The organism is Nocardiopsis sp. CNS-639, from assembly GCF_000381685.1.
Classification (GTDB): domain Bacteria; phylum Actinomycetota; class Actinomycetes; order Streptosporangiales; family Streptosporangiaceae; genus Nocardiopsis; species Nocardiopsis dassonvillei.
This window is the reverse complement of the sequence record NZ_KB906857.1, coordinates 121,755-140,912: the sequence shown is the minus strand read 5'-3', so window position 1 is coordinate 140,912 and position 19,158 is coordinate 121,755. Positions and strand designations below refer to the sequence as shown.

Below are 19,158 nucleotides of genomic sequence, written 5' to 3'. Positions count from 1 at the left end.
CCGGGGCCACTCGACTGTCCGCCGCCATCACCTGGAGGAACGTGTGTGGCGCTATATCGGTCGTAAGCTCTTCGTCTACCTGCTTACGTTCATCGTCGCGGTCACCATCAACTGGATGATTCCGCGCTTCATGCCCGGCGACCCCATCCGCAGCATGCTCTCCCGGGCCTCGGCGGGCGACCCCGAGGCCCTGGCCACCATGACCGCCTACTACGAGGAGGTCTTCGGCCTGGACAAGCCGCTGCACGAGCAGTACCTGAGTTTCTGGGCCGGTCTGTTCCGGGGGGACCTGGGCATCAGCGTGATGCTCTACCCCGAGCCGGTCACCGACGTCATCATGAGGGCGGTCCCCTTCACCCTGGGACTGCTGCTCCCCGCGATCCTGCTCAGCTGGATCATCGGCAACCGCTTCGGCGCCTTCGCCGCCCGCAGCAAGGCCCTGGACAACACGGTCCTGCCGGTCGGGTACATCCTCACCGCCACGCCGTACATGTGGCTGGCCCTGCTGCTGGCCTGGAGCCTGGGCATCGTCGCCGGGATCTTCCCGGCCTCGGGCGGCTACAGCTTCTCCCTGCGCCCCGAGTTCAGCTGGCTGTTCATCTCCAACCTGATCACCCACTGGTTCCTGCCGTTCCTGTCCATGTTCCTGGTGGCGCTCGGCGGCTGGGCGATCGGCATGCGCAACATGATCATCTACGAGCTGGACGCGGACTACTCCAACTACCTCCAGGCCCTCGGCGCGCCGCGCAAGCTGGTCCGGCGCTACGCGTTCCGCAACGCCATGCTGCCGCAGATCACGGGTCTGGCCGTCCAGCTGGGCACGATCATCGCGGGCTCCCTGCTCACCGAGATCGTGTTCAACTACCCCGGCCTCGGCAAGCTCATCCTGGACTCCCTGGAGAGCCGCGACTTCTTCCTGCTCCAGGGCGTCTTCCTGTTCGTGGTCGTCGGCGTGCTGATCGCCAACTTCATCATCGACATCGTCTACGTGCTGATCGACCCGCGCACCCGGGTCCAGATGACGGGAGGCTCCTCATGACGAACGTCGCCGGAGCTCCGGGCACCGCCGAGAAGGCGGACGCCCCCGAACCTGCCGGGCGCAAGGGCTCCGAGGCCCTGTACTTCGCCCGGCGCAACCCCAAGCTGCTCATCGGCTCGGGTATCGTCCTGGCCTTCCTGCTGCTCGGGATCATCGGCCCCTTCTTCGTCAGCGACAGCCCCAACGAGTACGTCGGCCCGCAGATGCAGGCGCCCAACGGCGAGTACTGGCTGGGCACCACCACGTTCGGCCAGGACATCTGGGCCCAGTTCGTGCACGGCGTGCGCGCCACGTTCATCATCGGCCTGTTCGGCGGCGGCGTCGCCTTCGTCATCGGCACGGCGGTCGGCTTCGTCGCCGGGTACAAGGGCGGGATCGTCGACGAGATCCTCAACATGATCACGAACGTGGTCCTGGTGCTGCCCGCGATGGTCGTGCTCATCGTCGCGATCGCCTACCTGGACGCGCGCGGCCTGTTCGTGCAGGGCCTGTTCATCGGTCTGACCGCCTGGCCGTGGGCGGCCCGCGCGGTCCGTTCGCAGGCGCTGTCCCTGGCCACCCGCGACTACGTGGACCTGGCCCGGCTGAGCGGTCGGCGCACCTGGAAGATCATCACCACCGAGATCGCGCCCAACATGAGCTCGTACCTGGTGATGGCCTTCATCCTGCAGTTCGGCGGCGCGGTCCTCACCGCGGCCGGCCTGGACTTCATCGGCCTCGGCCCCTCCAACGGCGTGTCCCTCGGCCTGATGCTGGAGAGCGCCGTCGCCTGGAGCGCGCTCACCCTCGGCATGTGGTGGTGGTTCATCCCGCCGGGTCTCGGAATCACCGTGATCGTGGGCTCGCTGTACATCCTCAACGTCGGGTTGGACGAGGTCTTCAACCCCAAGCTGCGGGAGCTGTGATGACCCTGCGCGTCAAGGACCTGAAGGTCTACTACCAGACCCTGCGCGGGGACGTCCACGCCCTCGACGGCGTCACGTTCGACCTCGCCGACGGGGAGATCATGGGCCTGGCCGGGGAGTCCGGCTGCGGCAAGACCACCCTGGGCAAGAGCCTGATCCGCCTGGACTCGCGGATGCGCCACGTCGGCGGCACGATCGAGCTGGACGGCAAGGACGTGCCCATCGCCGACGACCGCGCGATGGTGCCCCTGCGGTACCACGAGATCTCGCTCATCCCGCAGTACGCGATGAGCGCGCTCAACCCGACCCGCAAGATCGGGAGGATGATCAACGAGCTGCTGCGCGCCCGCGGCGTGCGGCCCGCCGACGTCACCGAGGAGCTCCACCGCCGCCTGGAGCTGGTCGGCCTGGACACCGACGTGCTCAACCGGTTCCCGATCGAGCTGTCCGGCGGCATGAAGCAGCGCGTCGTCATGGTCATCTCGACCCTGCTCAACCCGTCGCTGCTGATCGCCGACGAGGTCACCTCGGCCCTGGACGTGTCCACCCAGCGCTCCGTCGCGGAGTCGATGGTGGAGTTCCGCGACCGGGGCTACATCAAGAGCATGGTCTTCGTGACCCACGACATCTCGCTCGTGTACCAGATGGCGGACACGATCATGGTGATGTACGCGGGCCACATCGTGGAGAAGGCGGCCGCGGGCACCATCATCAACGAGCCCAAGCACCCCTACACCCAGATGCTCATCGGGGCGCTGCCCGAGGTCGGCTCCACCTCCACCGTGCAGGGGGGCCGTCTGGCGGGCATCCCCGGCACCCCGCCGGGTCTGCTCAACCCGCCCACCGGCTGCCGGTTCAAGGACCGCTGCCCGATGGCGTTCTCCAAGTGCTCCGAAAAGCCGCCGCTGGTGGAGATCGAACCCGGCCACTGGGCCGCCTGCTGGAAGACGGGGTGAGGTAGACCGTGCTGGAACTCAGCCACGTGCACAAGGTGTACAAGGTGGGCGCGTTCGGCGGTGACCGCCTGCGCGCCGTCCGCGACGTGAGCCTCACGGTGGAGGCGGGCGAGGTCGTCTCGCTGATCGGTGAGAGCGGCAGCGGCAAGAGCACCCTCGGCAAGATGGTGCTGGGCCTGTTCAAGCCGACCTCGGGGAGCATCACCTTCGAGGGCACCGACATCACCACCATCAAGGGCCACGCCGCGCGCAAGGAGTACTACCGCCGCGTGCAGGGGGTCTTCCAGGACCCGTTCAGCTGCTTCAACCCCATCTTCAAGGCCGACCGCGTCTTCGAGATGGTCCGCACCTCCTACTTCCCGAAGACCTCGGAGACGGAGTGGCGGGACAAGGTGCTGGACGCGATCGCCACGGTGCGCCTGGACCCGGGCAACGTCCTCAACAAGTACCCGCACCAGCTCAGCGGCGGCCAGTTGCAGCGCCTGCTGATCGCGCGGGCGCTGCTGCTGGACATCAAGCTGCTGGTCGCCGACGAGATCATCAGCATGCTCGACGCCTCCACGCGCATCGACGTGCTCAACCTGCTCGCCGACCTCAAGGAGCGCGGCCTGGGCATCCTGTTCGTCACCCACGACCTGTCGCTGGGCAACTACGTCAGCGACAAGTCGGTGATCCTGCGCAAGGGCGCGATCGCCGAGATGGGTCCGACGGCCAGGGTCTTCGACAACCCGCTGCACCCCTACAGCCGTCACCTGCTGTCCTGCGTGCCGCAGCTGCACCGCACCTGGGCCGAGGTCGACGCCGAACTGGCGGCCAACCCCCCCGAGGACGTCGTCCTGCCGACGGCGCCCGACGAGGACTCCGCTCCGCTGATCGAGGCCGAGGAGGGCCACTTCGTGGGGATCGACCAGGGCTGAGCCGCCCGCTTCCCCCCATCCCGGCGCCCGTCCACCCCCCGCGGGCGCCTCGGTGTTTTCCGGCCCTCCTCGCATGCTCCCGTCATCGGCCGCCCGGAGCCGCGATTCGACGCGCGAACCCGGATCGCCGGTGGTGTTCCACGGGTGTCCGCACGGCCTCGGAGTCTCTCGCGGGGTCCGGTTCCGGGCGCCTGCGGGCCCGCCCCGGAGGGCGTCGGCGGACGCCTCCCGGCCGCTCCGCCGCCCGGCGGGCCGCGCGCCCCGGCGGCCGCGGGCTGAGCCGGACGCGGGTACGCGCGGACCCGTCCTGAGGTGCGCCGACGACGTGTCGGCGACGCCCGCCTGAACGGGGTGTGACATCCCGGCGTGCGTTCCCACGCGGCACACGTGTACCCTGGAGGGTCCGCCGGTATTCCCCGGCGGGCCGTGCGGGTTGCCACATCGGAATCCTTCGCTGGCCGACCCGTCTGTGGTACGTTCGAAGTGATTGTTAGTCGTTGAATTTCGCAGTTGGTGTCTTGCCCGCGGAGTTTGTGACCGGCGGGCGGTTTCTTCAAGGAAGTCCGGCTCGCGGCAATTCGCGGACGTGAGTCTGCGTCCGTGTACACCGAGCTGAAGGAGAGAACATGGCTCAGGGAACTGTGAAGTGGTTCAACGGCGAGAAGGGCTTCGGCTTCATCTCCCCCGACGGCGGCGGCCCCGACGCCTTCGTTCACTACAGCGCGATCCAGGGCACGGGCTTCCGTAACCTGGAGGAGAACCAGCGCGTGGAGTTCGAGGTCGTCCAGGGCACGCGTGGCCCGCAGGCCGAGAACGTCGTCGCGCTCTAACCAGCACGCGATAACCTCGCGTAACGCCCCGGAAGGCACCGCCTTCCGGGGCGTTCGCGTGTCCGGCCCCCGCCGGGGAGGGGTTCACCCCTCCAGCAGGGCCTCGGTGCGCTGACGCACCTCGGGGGTGTCCAGCCCCCGCACGGTCACCGTGGTGCGGCGGCGCAGCACGTCGTCCGCGTTCACCGCCCACTCGCGGTCGCGGGCGAAGACCACCTGCGCCCAGATGTCGGGGCCGTCGGGGTGGATGCGCTCGCCCAGCCGCGGCTCCTCGCGCACCATCGCCGCGATGTCCATGGCCAGGCTCCCGTAGTGCGACGCCAGGTGGCGGGCGACCAGCGGGTCCAGAGGGGCGCCGGGCGCGCGGTCGGTGATCAGCCGCTGGGCCACCGCGTCCGGGCTGGCCAGTCCGGGCAGCGGCACCGTGCGCAGGGGGTCGGCCATGTCCTCCGCCAGCGGCACGGCGCTGACCCTGCGCAGCTCCTTGAGGACGGCGCGGCCGATGTGGCGGTAGGTCGTCCACTTGCCGCCCGCCACCGAGAGCATCCCGCCCCGTCCCTGGGTGACCACGGTCTCGCGCTTGGCCGAGCTGGTGCCGCCGGGTCCGCCGGGCAGCACCCGCAGCCCCGCGAAGGAGTAGTCGACGTGGGAGGCGTCCAGGTAGGGCGCGTCGATGCCCAGCGCGGCCTCGCCCAGGATCTGTTCCACGTCGGCGGGCACGACCGACACGTCGGCCGGGTCCCCGGTGTACTCCTCGTCGGTGGTGCCCAGCAGCAGTCTGCCCTCCCACGGGATCGCGAACGACACCCGGTACTTGTCCACGGGGATGGTCAGCGCGGCGCGCCAGGGCTCGGGGGTCCGCAGCACCAGGTGCGCGCCCTTGGACAGGCGGACGCTGGGCGCCGCGGAGGGGTCCTCCATGCTCCGCAGCCGGTCCACCCACGGGCCGGTCGCGTTGAGGACCAGCCGCGCGTCGATGCCGAACTCCCCGCCGTCGACGCGGTCGCGCAGGTCGGCGCCGGTGACCCGGCCCCGGGTGGTGCGCAGCCCCACGACCTCGGCGTGGTTGAGCACCACCGCGCCCGCGTCCACGGCGGCGCGCACGCTCATGACGGCCATCCGGCTGTCGTTCATCTGGTGGTCGCTGTAGGCGGCCACCGACCGCAGGCCGTCGGTGCGCAGGCCCGGTGCGAGCCGCCGCGCCTGGGCGGGGGAGAGCAGGCGGCCCATGCCGTCGCCGAAGGCCGACAGGGCCGAGTACAGGAACACCCCGGCGCCCATCTTCGCGGCCCCGTGCGGGCCGCCGGAGTAGATCGGGACCAGGAACGGCATGTGGTTGACCAGGTGCGGTGCCACCTCCGAGGCCAGGGACCGGCGCTCGCGGTGGTTCTCGGCGACCAGGCGCACCTGGCCGCTCTGGAGGTAGCGCAGTCCGCCGTGCACCAGCTTGGAGGAGGCGCTGGAGGTGGCTCCGGCGAAGTCGCCGGAGTCGACCATGGCCACGCGCAGGCCCGCCTGGGTGGCTGTCCAGGCGACGGAGGTCCCGAGGATCCCGCCGCCGACGACCAGGAGGTCGAAGGTCCCCCGGGTGAGTTCGTCGCGTGTGCGCGAGCGCGACGAGGCGATGCGGTTCTGGCTGGCGCTGACGGTCATGGCTGTGCTCCTCGGAGGGATGGAGGGGGCCTCGCGTGCACCTGAACAGTCTCCACGTTTCAGGCGATGTATCGCCTTCATAATACGACAATGCCGAACGCTGGTGAAGAAGAGGGGGTAATCCGGCCGAGAAAACAGCTCCAGGGGTGGTGCAGGGCGAAGGCGAGCTTGACTCGTGTTGCCCAGGGGAACCGGGTCAACACATGGGGTTCAGGAGATGCGGCATTGTCGCACCTTGTCGGCCAAGCACACGGTCGGCCCGCCCGGAGGGCGCGCACGGCGAAGCCCCGGGGGTCACGCGTGCGCGCGACACCCCGGGGCTTCACGGGGTCCGGACCCGCCGCGCGGGCTCGGAGGGCGGGGCCTGGGGAGCCCCGGGCGATCGTGGCGGGGCCGGTCGGGGGCGGCGGTCACACCGCCCCCGACCGGCGGAGCTCAGGCGCCGAACCCGGTGAGCTTCCAGATCCACGCGCCGATCACGCCGCCCACCAGGGGGCCGACCACCGGAACCCAGGCGTACCCCCAGTCGGAGGGGCCCTTGCCGGGGATCGGCAGCACCGCGTGCGCGATGCGCGGCCCCAGGTCGCGGGCCGGGTTGATGGCGTATCCCGTCGGGCCGCCCAGGGACAGGCCGATCGCCAGCACCAGCAGGCCGATCAGCAGCGGAGCGAGACCGTTGGTGAACAGGCCGCTCAGGTCGGCCGCGCCCTCGACGGAGACGAAGCCGGAGTTCGCGCCGATGCCCAGCACGCCCAGGAGCAGCATCGCGGTGCCGATGACCTCGGTGACGAAGTTGGCGACGAGGTTGCGCACGGCCGGGGCGGTGCTGAACACCCCCAGCTTCGCGTCCGGGTCGTCGGTGACCTTCCAGTGCGGCAGGTACACCAGGTAGACCAGGACGGCGCCGGTGAACGCGCCCGCCAGCTGGGCCAGCATGTACCCGGGCACCTGGGACCACGGGAAGTCGCCGATGCTGGCCAGGCCCAGCGTGACGGCGGGGTTGATGTGGGCGCCGCTGGTGGCGCCGACGACGTAGACGGCCATCGCGACCGCCATGCCCCAGCCGAAGGTGACGACGATCCAGCCGCCGTTGAGGGCCTTGGAGCGCGCGAGCGAGACACCGGCGACGACACCGCCGCCGAGCAGGATCAGGATCGCCGTACCGACGAACTCTGCCAGATAGACCATGGGGACCTCCGCCCCGTCAGGGGAGCCGGGTCACGGGGGCCTCGCCCCCGCCGACCGGCGCCGGGCCGGAGGCGGGGGTTTAATAGGACGCACCCGTCACAGGAATGGGATGGAGCGGAGCGCGTACGGCGCCCCGCGGGCCGGTTCCCGGGAGCCGAAGGTGGCAGCCGGGGCCCCTGGGAACCGGTCGTTCGGTGGGGTGACGCCGCCCCCGCGCTACTGGGCGTCCTCGTGCTCGACCCAGTCCAGGGTGCGGCGCACGGCCTTGTTCCAGTTGCGGTACTCGCGCTCGCGCACGGCGGGCTCCATCTTCGGAGTCCACTCGGCGGCCTTGTGCCAGTTGGCGCGCAGCGTCTCGACGTCGGGCCAGTAGCCCACCGCCAGCCCCGCGGCGTAGGCGGCGCCCAGGCAGGTGGTCTCGGCGACCATCGGACGCACGACCTCGGTGTCGAGCACGTCGGACAGGATCTGCATGAGCAGGTTGTCGGCGGTCATGCCGCCGTCCACCTTGAGCGTGGTCAGCTCCGTGGGCGCGTCGGCGTTCATCGCGTCGACGACCTCGCGGGTCTGCCACGCGGTGGCCTCCAGGACGGCGCGGGCGATGTGGCCCTTGTTGACGTAGCCGGTCAGGCCCGCCATGACGCCGCGCGCGTCGCTGCGCCAGTGCGGGGCGAACAGGCCGGAGAAGGCCGGCACGATGTAGCAGCCGCCGTTGTCCTCCACGGTGCGCGCCAGCGTCTCGATCTCGGGCGCGGTGGAGATCAGGCCCAGGTTGTCGCGCAGCCACTGCACGAGGGAGCCGGTCACCGCGATGGAGCCCTCCAGGGCGTACACGGCCGGTTCGTCGCCGAGCTTGTATCCCAGCGTGGTGAGCAGGCCGTTCTCGGAGGTCACCGGCTCGGTGCCGGTGTTCATCACCAGGAAGGTACCGGTGCCGTAGGTGCCCTTGACGTCGCCCGGGTCGAAGCAGGTCTGGCCGAACAGGGCGGCGTGCTGGTCGCCGAGGGAGGAGGCGACGGGGGTTCCGGCCAGGTAGCCCCTGGCCTCGCCGTAGACCTCCGACGACGAGCGGATCTCGGGCAGGACGCCCTCGGGAATGCCGATGGCCTCCAGGATCTCGGGGTCCCACTGGAGGGTGGACAGGTTCATCAGCATGGTGCGGCTGGCGTTGGTCACGTCGGTGACGTGGCGGCCGGTCAGCTTCCAGATGATCCAGGTGTCCATGGTGCCGAACAGGACCTCGCCGCGCTCGGCGCGTTCGCGCAGGCCGTCGACGTTGTCCAGCAGCCAGCGCATCTTGGGGCCGGAGAAGTAGGTGGCCAGCGGCAGGCCGCACCGGTCGCGGAAGCGGTCCTGGCCCTCCTCACCGCCCAGTTCGCGGACCAGGTCGTCGGTGCGGGTGTCCTGCCAGACGATGGCGTTGTGGACCGGCTCGCCCGTCTCGCGGTCCCAGACCAGGGTGGTCTCGCGCTGGTTGGTGATGCCGACGGCCGCGATCTGGTCGGGTGTGATGTCGTTCTTGTCCAGGGCTCCCCTGATGACCGCCTCGACGTTGGTCCAGATCTCCGTCGCGTCGTGTTCGACCCAGCCCGGCTTGGGGAAGATCTGCCTGTGTTCGCGTTGGTCGACCGAGACGATACGTCCGTCGCGGTCGAAGAGGATGCAGCGGCTCGACGTGGTGCCCTGGTCGATCGCGGCGACATACTGCTGACTCATCGGGTGCTCGCCTTCAGGGTGGGGCTCGGGACGGGGCCGGACGCACACGGTTTCGGATTAAACCCGCACGTTGTACGACATTGACGTATGAGTAGCCGTTAGTTTCATCCGTCTTTCCTTCCCATGTCAAGGCCGTGTGACGCAATCGTGTCGCGTGCGTCACGTCCTCTCGACGGCAACGCTGCCAGGCTCGGGCGAACGTCGGAAGCCGCCGCGCGGGAGGCCTTCCGCGGGCGGTGGGAGAACTGCGGTGAGACCTCAGTAGGGGGTGACGCCGAGCTCCCGGGAGATGGCCCGCGCCGCGTCGCGCACGTAGGAGACCTGCTCCATGTCGGGCCTGCCCCCCTCGCCGCGCAGGCGCTCGACAGCGCCGCGCACCCCGATGGCGCCGACGGTCGTGCCGCGCCGGTCGCGGATGGGGGCGGCGATGGAGACCTCGCCGTCCACGAGTTCCTCGGCCTCCCACGCCCAGCCGTCGTCGCGCACCTGGTCGAGCTGGCGCTCCAGCGCGGCGGGGGAGGTGACGGTGTGCCGGGTGAAGGAGGTCAGGGCCGGGGCCCCGCCGCTCTCGACCACGGCCGGGTCCTCCTCGGGGGCTGCCAGGGGGTCGAAGGCCATGATGACCTTGCCGATGGCGGTGGCGTGCAGCGGCAGCAGGGTGCCCACGTCCAGGGTCTGCTGGGAGGCGTCGGGACGGAACACGTGGTGGACCACGAGCACCTGGTGCTTGTGCAGCGTGCCGATCCGCACGCTCTCACCGCTGCGCGAGGCCAGGCTGTCCGCCCAGTTCAGGGCGCGGGTGCGCAGCTCGTTGCCGTCCAGGTAGCGGGTGCCCAGGCTGAGCATGCCCCCGCCCAGGCGGTAACGGCCCGACTCGGGGTCCTGCTCGACGAAGCCCACGTGCTGGAGGGTGCGCAGGATGCCGAGCACGGTGCCCTTGGGCAGCTCCAGGGACCGGGAGATCTCCGCCAGGCTGAGCCCGCGGGCGCCGGTGGCCAGGATCCGGAGAATGGCTGCCGCGCGTTCGATCGACTGGATTCTTCCCGGCATTGCGGTGCTACCACTCTCTAGTACGACAATGTCATACGCGAAATGCTACTACGCGTTGTGACGCGTGGCACGCCCGCGGCAGTCGGGCGGTCAGGCGATCGGCACAGTCTAGGTCGGCCGACCGCCGCGCCCGGCAGCCGGGGTCACAGCTCGGCGGCGGCCTCTGCCACGCCCCGGGCGGCCTCCTCGACGTCGCGGTCGGTGGTCTCCAGGTGCACCACCAGGCGCACGGCGTCGCCGATGCCCAGTCCCGCGACCCCGTGGCGGGCGAAGGCCTCGGCGTAGCGCGCGCCCTGTCCGGCCGGGGTGGGCACCAGCACCATGTTGGTCTGCGCCCGCACGGCCAGCCCGGCCCGCTCGGAGATCAGCCGGGCCAGCTCCGCGGCGCGCTCGTGGTCCTCGGCCACCCGCTCGCGGTGGTGGCGCAGCGCGTACAGGGCCCCGGCGGCGATGATCCCGGCCTGGCGCATCCCCGCGCCCAGCAGCTTGCGCCCGCGCCGGGCCCTGCGCACCGTGTCGGCGTCCCCGACCAGCGCCGAGCCCACCGGGGCGCCCAGGCCCTTGGAGAAGCACACCGACACCGTGTCGAACCCGTCCGCGACCTCGGCGGGAGCGGCGTCCAGGGCGGCGGCCGCGTTCCACAGCCGCGCCCCGTCCAGGTGCGCGCGCAGCCCGTGCCGGTGCGCGAACCCGGTGACCCGGCGCTGTTCGGCCAGCGGCACGACGCGGCCGGTGAAGGTGTTCTCCAGCCACACCAGGGCGGGCTCGGCCCGGTGGACGTCTCCCCGGCCGGCGATCCACGACTCCAGCACCGCGTCGGTGGGGCAGAGCCCGTCCGAGTACAGGCGCGGCAGGGCCCGGGCCAGCACCGCGGTCGCGCCCTGCTCGTCGCCGATGAGGTGGTGGTTCTCGTGCGCCCACACCTCCTCGCCGCTGCGGGTGGACACGTACAGCCCCAGCTGGTTGGCCATGTGCCCGGACGGCACGTACAGCGCGGCCTCCCGGCCCAGCAGCCCGGCGGTCTCCTCCTCCAGTTCCCGCACGGTCGGATCCTCGCCCCACACGTCGTCGCCCACCTCGGCCTCGGCCATGGCCCTGCGCATGGCCGGGGTGGGTCGGGTGACGGTGTCGGAACGCAGGTCGATCATGGCGTCTTCCTCCTGGTGGGACGCGTGCCCTCGGGCGGGGAGCGGACCCGGGGTGGACGGGGTGTCCGCCCGACGATACTGCCCGCCGCTCAGTCGCTCCCGATCCGGTCCAGGGCACGTGAGAGCTGGCGCAGCGCCTCCAGGACACGAGCGCTGTCCTCCTCGCCCAGCTCGGTGACCAGGGCCTTGGCCACCCGGTCGTGGTCGGGGCTGATCCGGCGCAGGGCGTCCAGGCCCTCCCCGGTGGCGGCGAGCAGCTTGGCGCGGCTGTGCGCCGGGTTCGGCCGGTACTCGGCCAGCCCCTGCTCCACCAGCAGGTCGGCGATGCGCTGCACGCTCTGCCGCGTGGTGCCGAAGCGGCGCGCGACCGCCGACACCGGCAGGGGGTCGCGGGTCACCGCGCCGAGCACCTGCCAGCGCGCGGCGGTCAGTCCGGCGGTGCGGGCCAGCTCCTCGGCCACCGACAGGAACTGCCCGTTGAGGCGGAAGACGGTGAGCGCCGTTCCGGTGAGCAGGTCGGAGTGTCTGTCCTCGGCAGGGGCCATGCTCAGGCCCCCTCCAGCAGCACGTGGTAGGCGCCGGGGTCGTGCTCGGCGTGCAGCCGGTACCACGCGTCGAGGACGCGGGGCGTGTACAGGTCCAGGGCCGCGAAGACCTCCCGGGCGAACTCCAGAGGCGCGGTGGGCCCGGCCGTGATGAGGCCGCCGTCGGAGACCGCGAGCGCGGAGCGGTAGCGGCGCATCCCGGCGTAGCCGGTGGCCAGCAGGTACTCGGGCGCGGCGCTGGTGTGGTCGCGGTAGTCCAGGAGCCCCTCACGGGCGAGCCCGGCCGTGGCGCCGCAGATGGCCGCCACCGGCACACCGGCGTCGAGCCAGATCCCGGCCGCCGAGGCGAACGGCGAGAAGGCCTCGGGGTCCAGGTCCCAGCCGTCGGCCCCCGGCAGGATCAGCATCGCGCTGGAGGAGGGCTTGAGCTGGGGCAGGGTGATGTCCGGCAGGATGGTCAGCCCGCCCGCGGTCGTGACGGGCGCGCCGGTGAGGCCGACGGTCACCACGTCGTAGCGCCCGGGGTCGCGCTGCCAGTCGCCGCCCCGGATGGTCGCGGTGGTGTGCCCGATCTCCCAGTCCGCCAGCTGGTCGTACACGGCGAGGTGGACGGTCTGCCTGGTGTCTTCGATCATGACAGCATGCTGTCATCTTGACAGGGTGCTGTCAATGCTCAAGGAGTGATCGGCCGGGGGAAGTTCCCCCCGTGGGCTCCCACGTGATTGGTGAGTCCTATGTGGGTGTTTGCGCTTTTCCACAGGGGTGGGGCCCCGGAGCTCCCACGGGCATAATGGATCAGACAGCGTCTGGCGCGCTTTTTCGGGCCTTCGACAAGTGCATAAAACCCCCTGAAGAAAACCGAGAGGTCGCCCCCTTGCCGAGCGGAACCGGTCGTCGTTTCTTCCTTGCCGTCGGTGTTTCCAGGTACCAGCACCTGTCCAGAGAGGAGCAGCTGACCGGGGTCGGAGAAGATGTTCTCGCCGTCCGGAACCTGTTCACCGGCTTCGGCTACGAATCCGTTCTGGAGGGGATCGGCGACTACGGGAGCGCCAACGACATCCGCGAGAAGATCCGCCGCTGGGTCGCCGATGTCGAACTGGGCGAGGAGGACGTCGTCGTCCTGTACTTCGCGGGCCACGGATACGCGCCCGACCGGGACCGGCACTACCTGTGCTGCTGGGACACGCGCGAGGACACCCCCGCCTCGACCGCCCTGGCCACCGAGGACCTGGTCCGGATCCTGTGCGAGGGGCGGCTGCGCAGGCTGCTGCTGATCCTGGACACCTGCGCGGCCGGGGCAGGCGCCTCCGACGCGGCCGGGATCGCGCTCAACACCCTCGCCTACCGCCTCACCGGCGGCGACGTGTCCACCTCGGTGTGCTTCCTGTCCTCCGCGCGCGCCAAGGACCTCGCCCAGGACGGGGCCTTCGCGCCCGCGCTGCGCGAGGCCGTGGAGACGGCCACCGAGCGGGCGGGCCAGCGCCAGCCCTACCTCGACCTGGCCTCCGTCGTCCAGCACGTCAACGACCACTTCGCCGAGAACGGCGTCCTCCAGCGCGCCGAGCTGGCCAAGGGCGCGGGCACCGGCCTGGACCCCTTCCTGCCCAACGACTCCTACCGCGCCGACCTGCCCTCGGAGGGCACCGACCTCGACTTCCAGCGCCAGGCGGCCGAACTGGCCGAGCACTACGGCCCGCGCTCGCGCGGCGTGGAGTTCGAGTCCGAGCAGGGCCGCTACTTCAGCGGCCGGGAGTGGGTCCTGCGCGACCTGGCCTCCTGGATGACGTCGCCGGAGGGCGACGGTCGGGGCCGCATCGTGACCGGCAAGCCCGGCTGCGGCAAGTCGGCGGTGCTGGGCCGGGTCGTCACCGTGTCCGACCGCGAGTACCGCGAGCGGCTGGGGCTCGCGGAGTCCTCCGACGACACCCTCGTTCCCGTGGGCACGGTGACCGCCGCGGTCCACGCCCGGCACAAGCGGCTGGAGGAGATCGTCGAGCGCGTCTTCGCGGCGCTCGGTTCCCGGGCGCGGACCCCCTCGGCGGCCGGGCTCCTCCAGGAGCTGGCCCAACGCGCACGGGTCAGCGAACGGCCCCTCGTCATCGTCGTCGACGCCCTCGACGAGGCGGGCTCGGGCAGCACGGCCGACTTCGTGGGCCGCGGTGAGCCGCGCCGGATCGCCCGCGAGCTGCTGCGGCCCATGGCGGAGATCCCCGGGGTGCGGCTCCTGGTCGGCACCCGCCGCGAGCTGGTCAGGGCGCTGGAGTCGGTGATGACCGTCATCGACCTGGACACCCATCCCGCCGACACCGAGGCCGACATCCGCGGCTACGTGCGCCAGGTGCTGCTCGCCTCCGACGAGGCCGACACGCGCACCCCCTACCGGGACAGGCCCGAGCTGGCCGACCGGGTGGCCAGGGGAGTGGCGGGCCGCGCGGCGGGGGTCTTCCTGGTCGCCCGGCTCACCGCCCGCAGCCTGCGCAAGGAGCCGACCCCCATCGACACCTCGGTGTCCGGCTGGCAGAGGACCCTGCCCAGCGGGGTCGGCGAGGCCTTCGACGACTACCTGGCGCGCTTCGGTGAGGAGGAGGACCGGGTGCGGCGCCTGCTCACCCCGCTGGCCTTCGCCGAGGGCCAGGGGCTTCCCCGGGGGAGCACGTGGGCGGCGATGGCCGCCGGCCTGTCGGACGCGGAGTGCTCCGACGCCGACATCAGCGAGGTCCTGCGCTTCGCCAGCGACTACGTCGCCGAGGTGGTGGAGGGGGAGCGGTCGGTGTACCGCCTCTACCACCAGGCGCTCGCCGACCACCTGCGCGCCTCCTACAACGGCCGCGGGGACGCCACCCGCGCGCAGGAGCGGATCGTGGCAGCGCTGCTGGGCACCGTGCCGGGCCGCCTGGACGGCCAGGGGCCGGACTGGTTCTCCGCCTCCGCCTACGTCCGCGCGCACCTGGCCACGCACGCCTCCGACACCGGGCACCTCGACGCTCTGGTGGCCGACCCGGTGTTCCTGCTGGCGGCCGGTCAGCTCCCCCTGATGCGGGTGCTGGGCAGGGTCTCGGGTGAGGAGGCGCAGGCGGCCCGCACGGCCTACGAACAGGTCGCCCACCGGCTGTCGGAGAGGTACCCGCTCAAGGACCGGACCTCCGACCTCCAGCTGTCGGCCCGGCGCTGCGGCGCCGACGCGCTCGCGGAGCGGATCGACAAGTCGGGCCTGCCTTCCACGTGGACCACGCGGTGGGCGTGGTGGTCCACCAGCGGCGCGCACCGGCAGCTGGTGGGGCACACGAAGGAGGTCGTGTGCGTGGCCACGACGGCGCTGGACGGACACCGCGTCGCGGTCACCGGCAGCGGCGACAGGACGGTGCGGATCTGGGACCTGAGCACCCAGAGCCAGTTGGGCGACCCTCTGGCGCTGCCCGTCAGGCCCACCTGCCTCACCCTGGGGGAGTTGGATGAGTACTCCGTCGCCCTGGTCGGAGGCATCGACGGACGTCTGCGGATCGTGGACCTGTCCACCAGCCGGGTCCTCGGTGAGCAGTGGGAGGCCCACACCAACCTCGTCACGGACGTGGCCATGGCGACCTTCCGGGGCAGGACCTTCGCGCTGACGTCGAGTCAGGATGGGACCGCCCGGCTCTGGGACCTGGACACCCGGAGTCCCCTGGGAGGGCCGCTGGCGGCACACCGCAGCTCGGTCAACGCCGCGGCCCTCGCCCCCGTGGGGGACCGGCTGCTGGGAGTCACGGGCGGGGCCGATCGCAGGGCCTACGTCTGGGATCTGACCGCGCTGCTCGACGATCCGGGTGCGCAAGTGCTCGGTGACGCGTTCGTCGCGCACACGGCGGAGGTGTCGACGCTCCTCCTCACGGACACCCCCGACGGTCCCGTGGTCCTGAGCGGTGACAAGGAGGGGATGCTCAACCGCTGGAACCCGCTGAACCGGCAGCAGATCGGCGAGCCCACTTCCGTGCACCCCCATGTCATGCCTGTCCGTGCGGGTGTCAGGTCCATCGACGCGGGCGAGTTCGGTGAACGGAGGGTGGTCCTGACCAGCGGGTGGGAGGACGCGCGGGTGTGGGACCTGGAGACCATGCGCCAGCAGGGCCACCCCCTGCGGGGGCACACCCAGGCGCTGAACCAGGCGGTTCTGACCTCGCAGTCGGATGACGTCTTCGCCGTCACCGTCAGCGATGACCGGACCGCGCGGGTGTGGGACCTGGCCGCGGACCAGCCCGAGACCGGGCACGTCGAGACCATCAACGCCGTCACCGCCGCGGTGCACACGGGACGGCCCTACGCGGCGACCGGCGGGGCCGAGGGCATGCTGTGCGTCTGGGACCTGGAGGAGCTCCGGGGGATCGCCCGGCCGCTGGAGAGCCACCACGGCGCCATCCGGGCGGTGGCGATGACCTCGGTGGACGGCGACCTGGTCGCGGTCACCGGAGGGGACGACACGAGTCTGCGGGTCTGGCATCCCCTCCGGGGACGCGAGTGCGTCCGACACCTCACCGGACACACCAACGCGGTCACCTGTCTCCAGACGGTGCGACTGAACGGCCGCTCCCTGGTGGTCAGCGGGAGCGAGGACGGGACCATCCGCCTGTGGGACCTGGGCACGGGCGCGGACGTCGTCAGCCCCCTCACCGGGCAGATCGGCGGCATCTACGAGATGCGGGCCCGGGTGGACGCGGGGGTGCTGCGCCTTCTCGTCCAGACGACGCAGAACTACCTCTACCTCTGGTCCTGGGAGGGGCGGCCCGGCACCCTCCCGGAACGCGTGGTCGGACGTGAGGCGTGGGACGAGGCACTGGACAGGGGCACGGCCGGTATCGGGTTCGTCCAGGGGACTCCCGTGGCCCTGACCACGAGCGGGGCCAACGACCTGTGCTGTTACTCCGTCGAACACTGGCAGCCGGTCGGCCGTCCCCTGGAGGGATGGGGTGTCCGGCTGGTGAACTTCGGCACCCAGGTCACCAACGACGGCCACACGGCGGTAATGGACACGGACGGAGCACTTCACCTGGGGGACCTGCTCGCGGGAGAGCGGCTGGGAAGGCCCCTGCTGTCCAGTGAGAACGGGCCGATCAAGGGCGTCTTCACGGAGACCGCCACGGGGCTCGGGTTCCTGTCCGTCCAGAACGCGCAGGCCCGCCTGTGGGACGTGGCCACGACCAGCCCGGTGGGAGAAGCCTTCTCCGGCCTCGACCACCAGCTGCGGGGGGTGTCCGTCGACGGTGCCCAGGGGAGGGTGCGCACGATGGGGGCGGACGGGACGTTGCGCGCCCACGACGCGGACACCGGGCACCTGGCCCATCCCCTGCTCACCAGCCAGGAGCGCGGCTCACGTCTGTGCCGGGTCTCGGACACCACCCACCTCGTGCAGAGATGGCGGTGGATGGAGTTGGTCGACACGGCCGCCGGGGAGGCGGTCGCCTCCTTCCACGAGCAGGACCTGGCGCCGTTGACGGAGTTCGCGGTACACGACCTGGACGGTCGGACCGTCGTGGTCACCACGGGCAAGGACGCCCGCCTCCACGTGTGGGACCTGGCCGAGCGCACGCGTGTCGGGGAACCGCTGGAAGGGCACACCGCGATCGTGCGCAACATCCGTACCGTGCGTATCGGTGACCGGCACCTGCTCGCCAGCGCGTCGGCCGACGGCACGGTCCGGGTGTGGGACCTGAGGACCCGCGAACCGGTCGCCGGGCCGTTCGGCGACGCCGGGACACGGCTGTGCGCGGTGGACATCGCCGACATCGGGGCCGGAGGACTGCTCGTCGGGGGCGGCGACAAGGGCCCCCTCCTCGCCTGGAACACACGGAACTGGTCGCGTACCGCACTGCCGGTACCCGACCTCGTCGACGGGGTCCGGACGATCCGCATCGCCCGGGTCGCCGGTGTCCCGCTCGTCGTCTCCGACCTCCAAGGTGTGATCCGCGCCTGGAACCACGCGGCCGGGACCATGGTCGGGGAGATCGGTGTGGGCAGTCTGGTCCACGACCTCTCGGTCACCCCGGACGGGAACCTCTACGCCGCCACCGACTCCGGCCTCGTCGCCCTCCGCCTCAACACGGACTCACTCACCCGCCCCTGAACCCCCCACCGCTCCAAGGAGGCCGCGTGGCCAGGATCCTCTGCGTCCACGGCATCGCCCAGCAGTTCAAGGGCGCCGAGACCCTGCTCTCCCAGTGGCGCCCCGCGCTCACCGACGGCGCGGCCCTGGCCGGGGCCCGCCTCGCTCCGGACGACGTCGCCATGGCCTTCTACGGCGACCTCTTCCGGCCCGCCGGGCACCGCGCGGTCGGACTCCCGCCCTACGACGCCTCCGACGTCGAGGAGGGCCTGGAACAGGACCTGTTGCGCGCACTGTGGGAGGAGGCCGCCCGGACCGACCCCTCGGTGCCCGGACCGGGGGCACCGGTCCGGTTCGGCGCCCCCTCCTGGGTACAGCGCGCCCTGGTGTCGCTGTCCCGCCACCCCGTCTTCGCCGGGCTCGCCGACCGCGCCATGATCGCCGACCTCAAGCAGGTCCGCGCCTACCTCACCGACCCCGCGGTGAGGGCGGCGGCCCAGCGGCGGGTCCTCGCCGGGATCGGCCCCGACACCCGCCTCGTCGTCGCGCACTCGCTCGGCAGCGTGGTCGCCTACGAGGCCCTGTGCGCCGCCTCCCGGGCCCCCTCCGACGATCCGGCCTCCGCCTCCGCTCCGTTCCTCGACCTCGTGACGATCGGGTCCCCCCTCGGGATCGCGGGGCTGATCTTCGACCGCCTCCTGCCCTCTCCAGAGAAGGGCCGCGGCACCCGTCCGCCGGCGGTGCGCATGTGGACCAACGTGGCCGACCGGCGCGACGTGGTCGCCCTGGTCAAGGAGCTCGACCCGCTGTTCGGCGGCGTGGCGGACCTGCCGGTGGACAACGGGCCGAAGGCGCACGACGCCTCGCCCTACCTCACGTCCAGGGAGGTGGGGCTGGCGGTGGCCGCCGGGCTCACGGAGTGACGACCGAACGCACCGGTGTGTCGCATGTCACCTTTGCCCCGGAAGCTGCTGGTGGGTCGGGTTTTCGGTGACGCAGGTCTCGCGGGCGTAACAGAACGGAACGCGGATGTTCACATAACCTCACAAATGGTATTACCATTCTCGGAGCCTGCCCCCAGAGCAGGTCGGAGCCGTACTCCCGTACAGCTCAGCACCACCGCACACCCACGGAAGGC

Annotated in this window: 14 protein-coding genes; 7 read left to right on the top strand and 7 right to left on the bottom strand. The window is 71.4% G+C overall.

Annotated features, from left to right (window positions below; genetic code table 11):
* Window positions 1-43: 43 nt before the first annotated feature.
* From G011_RS0108080 to G011_RS0108060, 5 genes are all read left to right on the top strand, one after another.
* Window positions 44-1,039: an ABC transporter permease gene (locus G011_RS0108080; RefSeq protein ID WP_013154662.1), complete on the top strand. Its 996-nt coding sequence runs from the start codon at window positions 44-46 to the stop codon at window positions 1,037-1,039.
* Entirely contained in the window at window positions 1,036-1,944 is a 909-nt protein-coding gene (locus tag G011_RS0108075; protein WP_019608033.1) for an ABC transporter permease, read from the top strand. Before G011_RS0108080 ends, G011_RS0108075 begins: the two co-directional genes overlap by 4 nt.
* Window positions 1,944-2,900 (top strand): ABC transporter ATP-binding protein, encoded by a 957-nt coding sequence (locus tag G011_RS0108070; protein ID WP_013154660.1) that lies wholly within the window; start codon window positions 1,944-1,946, stop codon window positions 2,898-2,900. The genes G011_RS0108075 and G011_RS0108070 overlap by 1 nt, the downstream gene beginning before the upstream one ends.
* 8 nt (window positions 2,901-2,908) lie before the next feature.
* Complete coding sequence (locus tag G011_RS0108065; protein WP_013154659.1) at window positions 2,909-3,817, top strand: ABC transporter ATP-binding protein; 909 nt, start codon at window positions 2,909-2,911, stop codon at window positions 3,815-3,817.
* Between the two features lie 626 nt (window positions 3,818-4,443).
* Window positions 4,444-4,647 carry a cold-shock protein gene (locus G011_RS0108060; RefSeq protein ID WP_013154658.1) on the top strand — a complete coding sequence of 68 codons (204 nt, stop codon included), beginning with the start codon at window positions 4,444-4,446 and terminating at the stop codon, window positions 4,645-4,647.
* Between the two features lie 84 nt (window positions 4,648-4,731).
* Here the strand turns inward: G011_RS0108060 and G011_RS0108055 are convergent, their stop codons facing one another.
* From G011_RS0108055 to G011_RS0108020, 7 genes are all read right to left on the bottom strand, one after another.
* Window positions 4,732-6,300, bottom strand: coding sequence for a glycerol-3-phosphate dehydrogenase/oxidase (locus G011_RS0108055; RefSeq protein WP_019608032.1), 1,569 nt, complete (start codon window positions 6,298-6,300; stop codon window positions 4,732-4,734).
* A 435-nt stretch (window positions 6,301-6,735) separates the two neighbouring features.
* Window positions 6,736-7,488 carry an MIP/aquaporin family protein gene (locus G011_RS0108045; protein WP_019608031.1) on the bottom strand — a complete coding sequence of 251 codons (753 nt, stop codon included), beginning with the start codon at window positions 7,486-7,488 and terminating at the stop codon, window positions 6,736-6,738.
* A 216-nt stretch (window positions 7,489-7,704) separates the two neighbouring features.
* Complete coding sequence (gene glpK / locus G011_RS0108040; RefSeq protein WP_019608030.1) at window positions 7,705-9,204, bottom strand: glycerol kinase GlpK; 1,500 nt, start codon at window positions 9,202-9,204, stop codon at window positions 7,705-7,707.
* Window positions 9,205-9,462: 258 nt separating this feature from the next.
* Window positions 9,463-10,254, bottom strand: a complete 792-nt coding sequence (locus G011_RS0108035; protein ID WP_013154654.1) for an IclR family transcriptional regulator — start codon at window positions 10,252-10,254, stop codon at window positions 9,463-9,465.
* A gap of 143 nt (window positions 10,255-10,397) precedes the next feature.
* Entirely contained in the window at window positions 10,398-11,402 is a 1,005-nt protein-coding gene (locus G011_RS0108030; RefSeq protein WP_026338123.1) for a low specificity L-threonine aldolase, read from the bottom strand.
* A gap of 89 nt (window positions 11,403-11,491) precedes the next feature.
* The gene (locus tag G011_RS0108025; protein ID WP_019608027.1) at window positions 11,492-11,947 is read right to left on the bottom strand and encodes a MarR family winged helix-turn-helix transcriptional regulator; all 456 of its coding nucleotides are present in this window, start codon (window positions 11,945-11,947) and stop codon (window positions 11,492-11,494) included.
* Between the two features lie 2 nt (window positions 11,948-11,949).
* Window positions 11,950-12,582: a DJ-1/PfpI family protein gene (locus G011_RS0108020; RefSeq protein WP_019608026.1), complete on the bottom strand. Its 633-nt coding sequence runs from the start codon at window positions 12,580-12,582 to the stop codon at window positions 11,950-11,952.
* 239 nt (window positions 12,583-12,821) lie between these two features.
* Here G011_RS0108020 and G011_RS0108015 point away from each other — a divergent pair, with 239 nt between their 5' ends.
* The gene (locus G011_RS0108015; RefSeq protein WP_019608025.1) at window positions 12,822-18,041 is read left to right on the top strand and encodes a caspase family protein; all 5,220 of its coding nucleotides are present in this window, start codon (window positions 12,822-12,824) and stop codon (window positions 18,039-18,041) included.
* 26 nt (window positions 18,042-18,067) lie between these two features.
* Window positions 18,068-18,943, top strand: a complete 876-nt coding sequence (locus G011_RS0108010) for a hypothetical protein (protein ID WP_019608024.1) — start codon at window positions 18,068-18,070, stop codon at window positions 18,941-18,943.
* Window positions 18,944-19,158: the final 215 nt, after the last annotated feature.

Bases quoted from the DNA above. Each gene is read 5' to 3' on its own strand.
- G011_RS0108075 (WP_019608033.1), top strand. From the start codon at position 1,036: ATGACGAACGTCGCCGGAGCTCCGGGCACCGCCGAGAAGGCGGACGCC.
- G011_RS0108070 (WP_013154660.1), top strand. From the start codon at position 1,944: ATGACCCTGCGCGTCAAGGACCTGAAGGTCTACTACCAGACCCTGCGC.
- G011_RS0108060 (WP_013154658.1), top strand. From the start codon at position 4,444: ATGGCTCAGGGAACTGTGAAGTGGTTCAACGGCGAGAAGGGCTTCGGC.
- G011_RS0108055 (WP_019608032.1), bottom strand. From the start codon at position 6,300: ATGACCGTCAGCGCCAGCCAGAACCGCATCGCCTCGTCGCGCTCGCGC.
- G011_RS0108045 (WP_019608031.1), bottom strand. From the start codon at position 7,488: ATGGTCTATCTGGCAGAGTTCGTCGGTACGGCGATCCTGATCCTGCTC.
- glpK (WP_019608030.1), bottom strand. From the start codon at position 9,204: ATGAGTCAGCAGTATGTCGCCGCGATCGACCAGGGCACCACGTCGAGC.
- G011_RS0108035 (WP_013154654.1), bottom strand. From the start codon at position 10,254: ATGCCGGGAAGAATCCAGTCGATCGAACGCGCGGCAGCCATTCTCCGG.
- G011_RS0108030 (WP_026338123.1), bottom strand. From the start codon at position 11,402: ATGATCGACCTGCGTTCCGACACCGTCACCCGACCCACCCCGGCCATG.
- G011_RS0108025 (WP_019608027.1), bottom strand. From the start codon at position 11,947: ATGGCCCCTGCCGAGGACAGACACTCCGACCTGCTCACCGGAACGGCG.
- G011_RS0108020 (WP_019608026.1), bottom strand. From the start codon at position 12,582: ATGATCGAAGACACCAGGCAGACCGTCCACCTCGCCGTGTACGACCAG.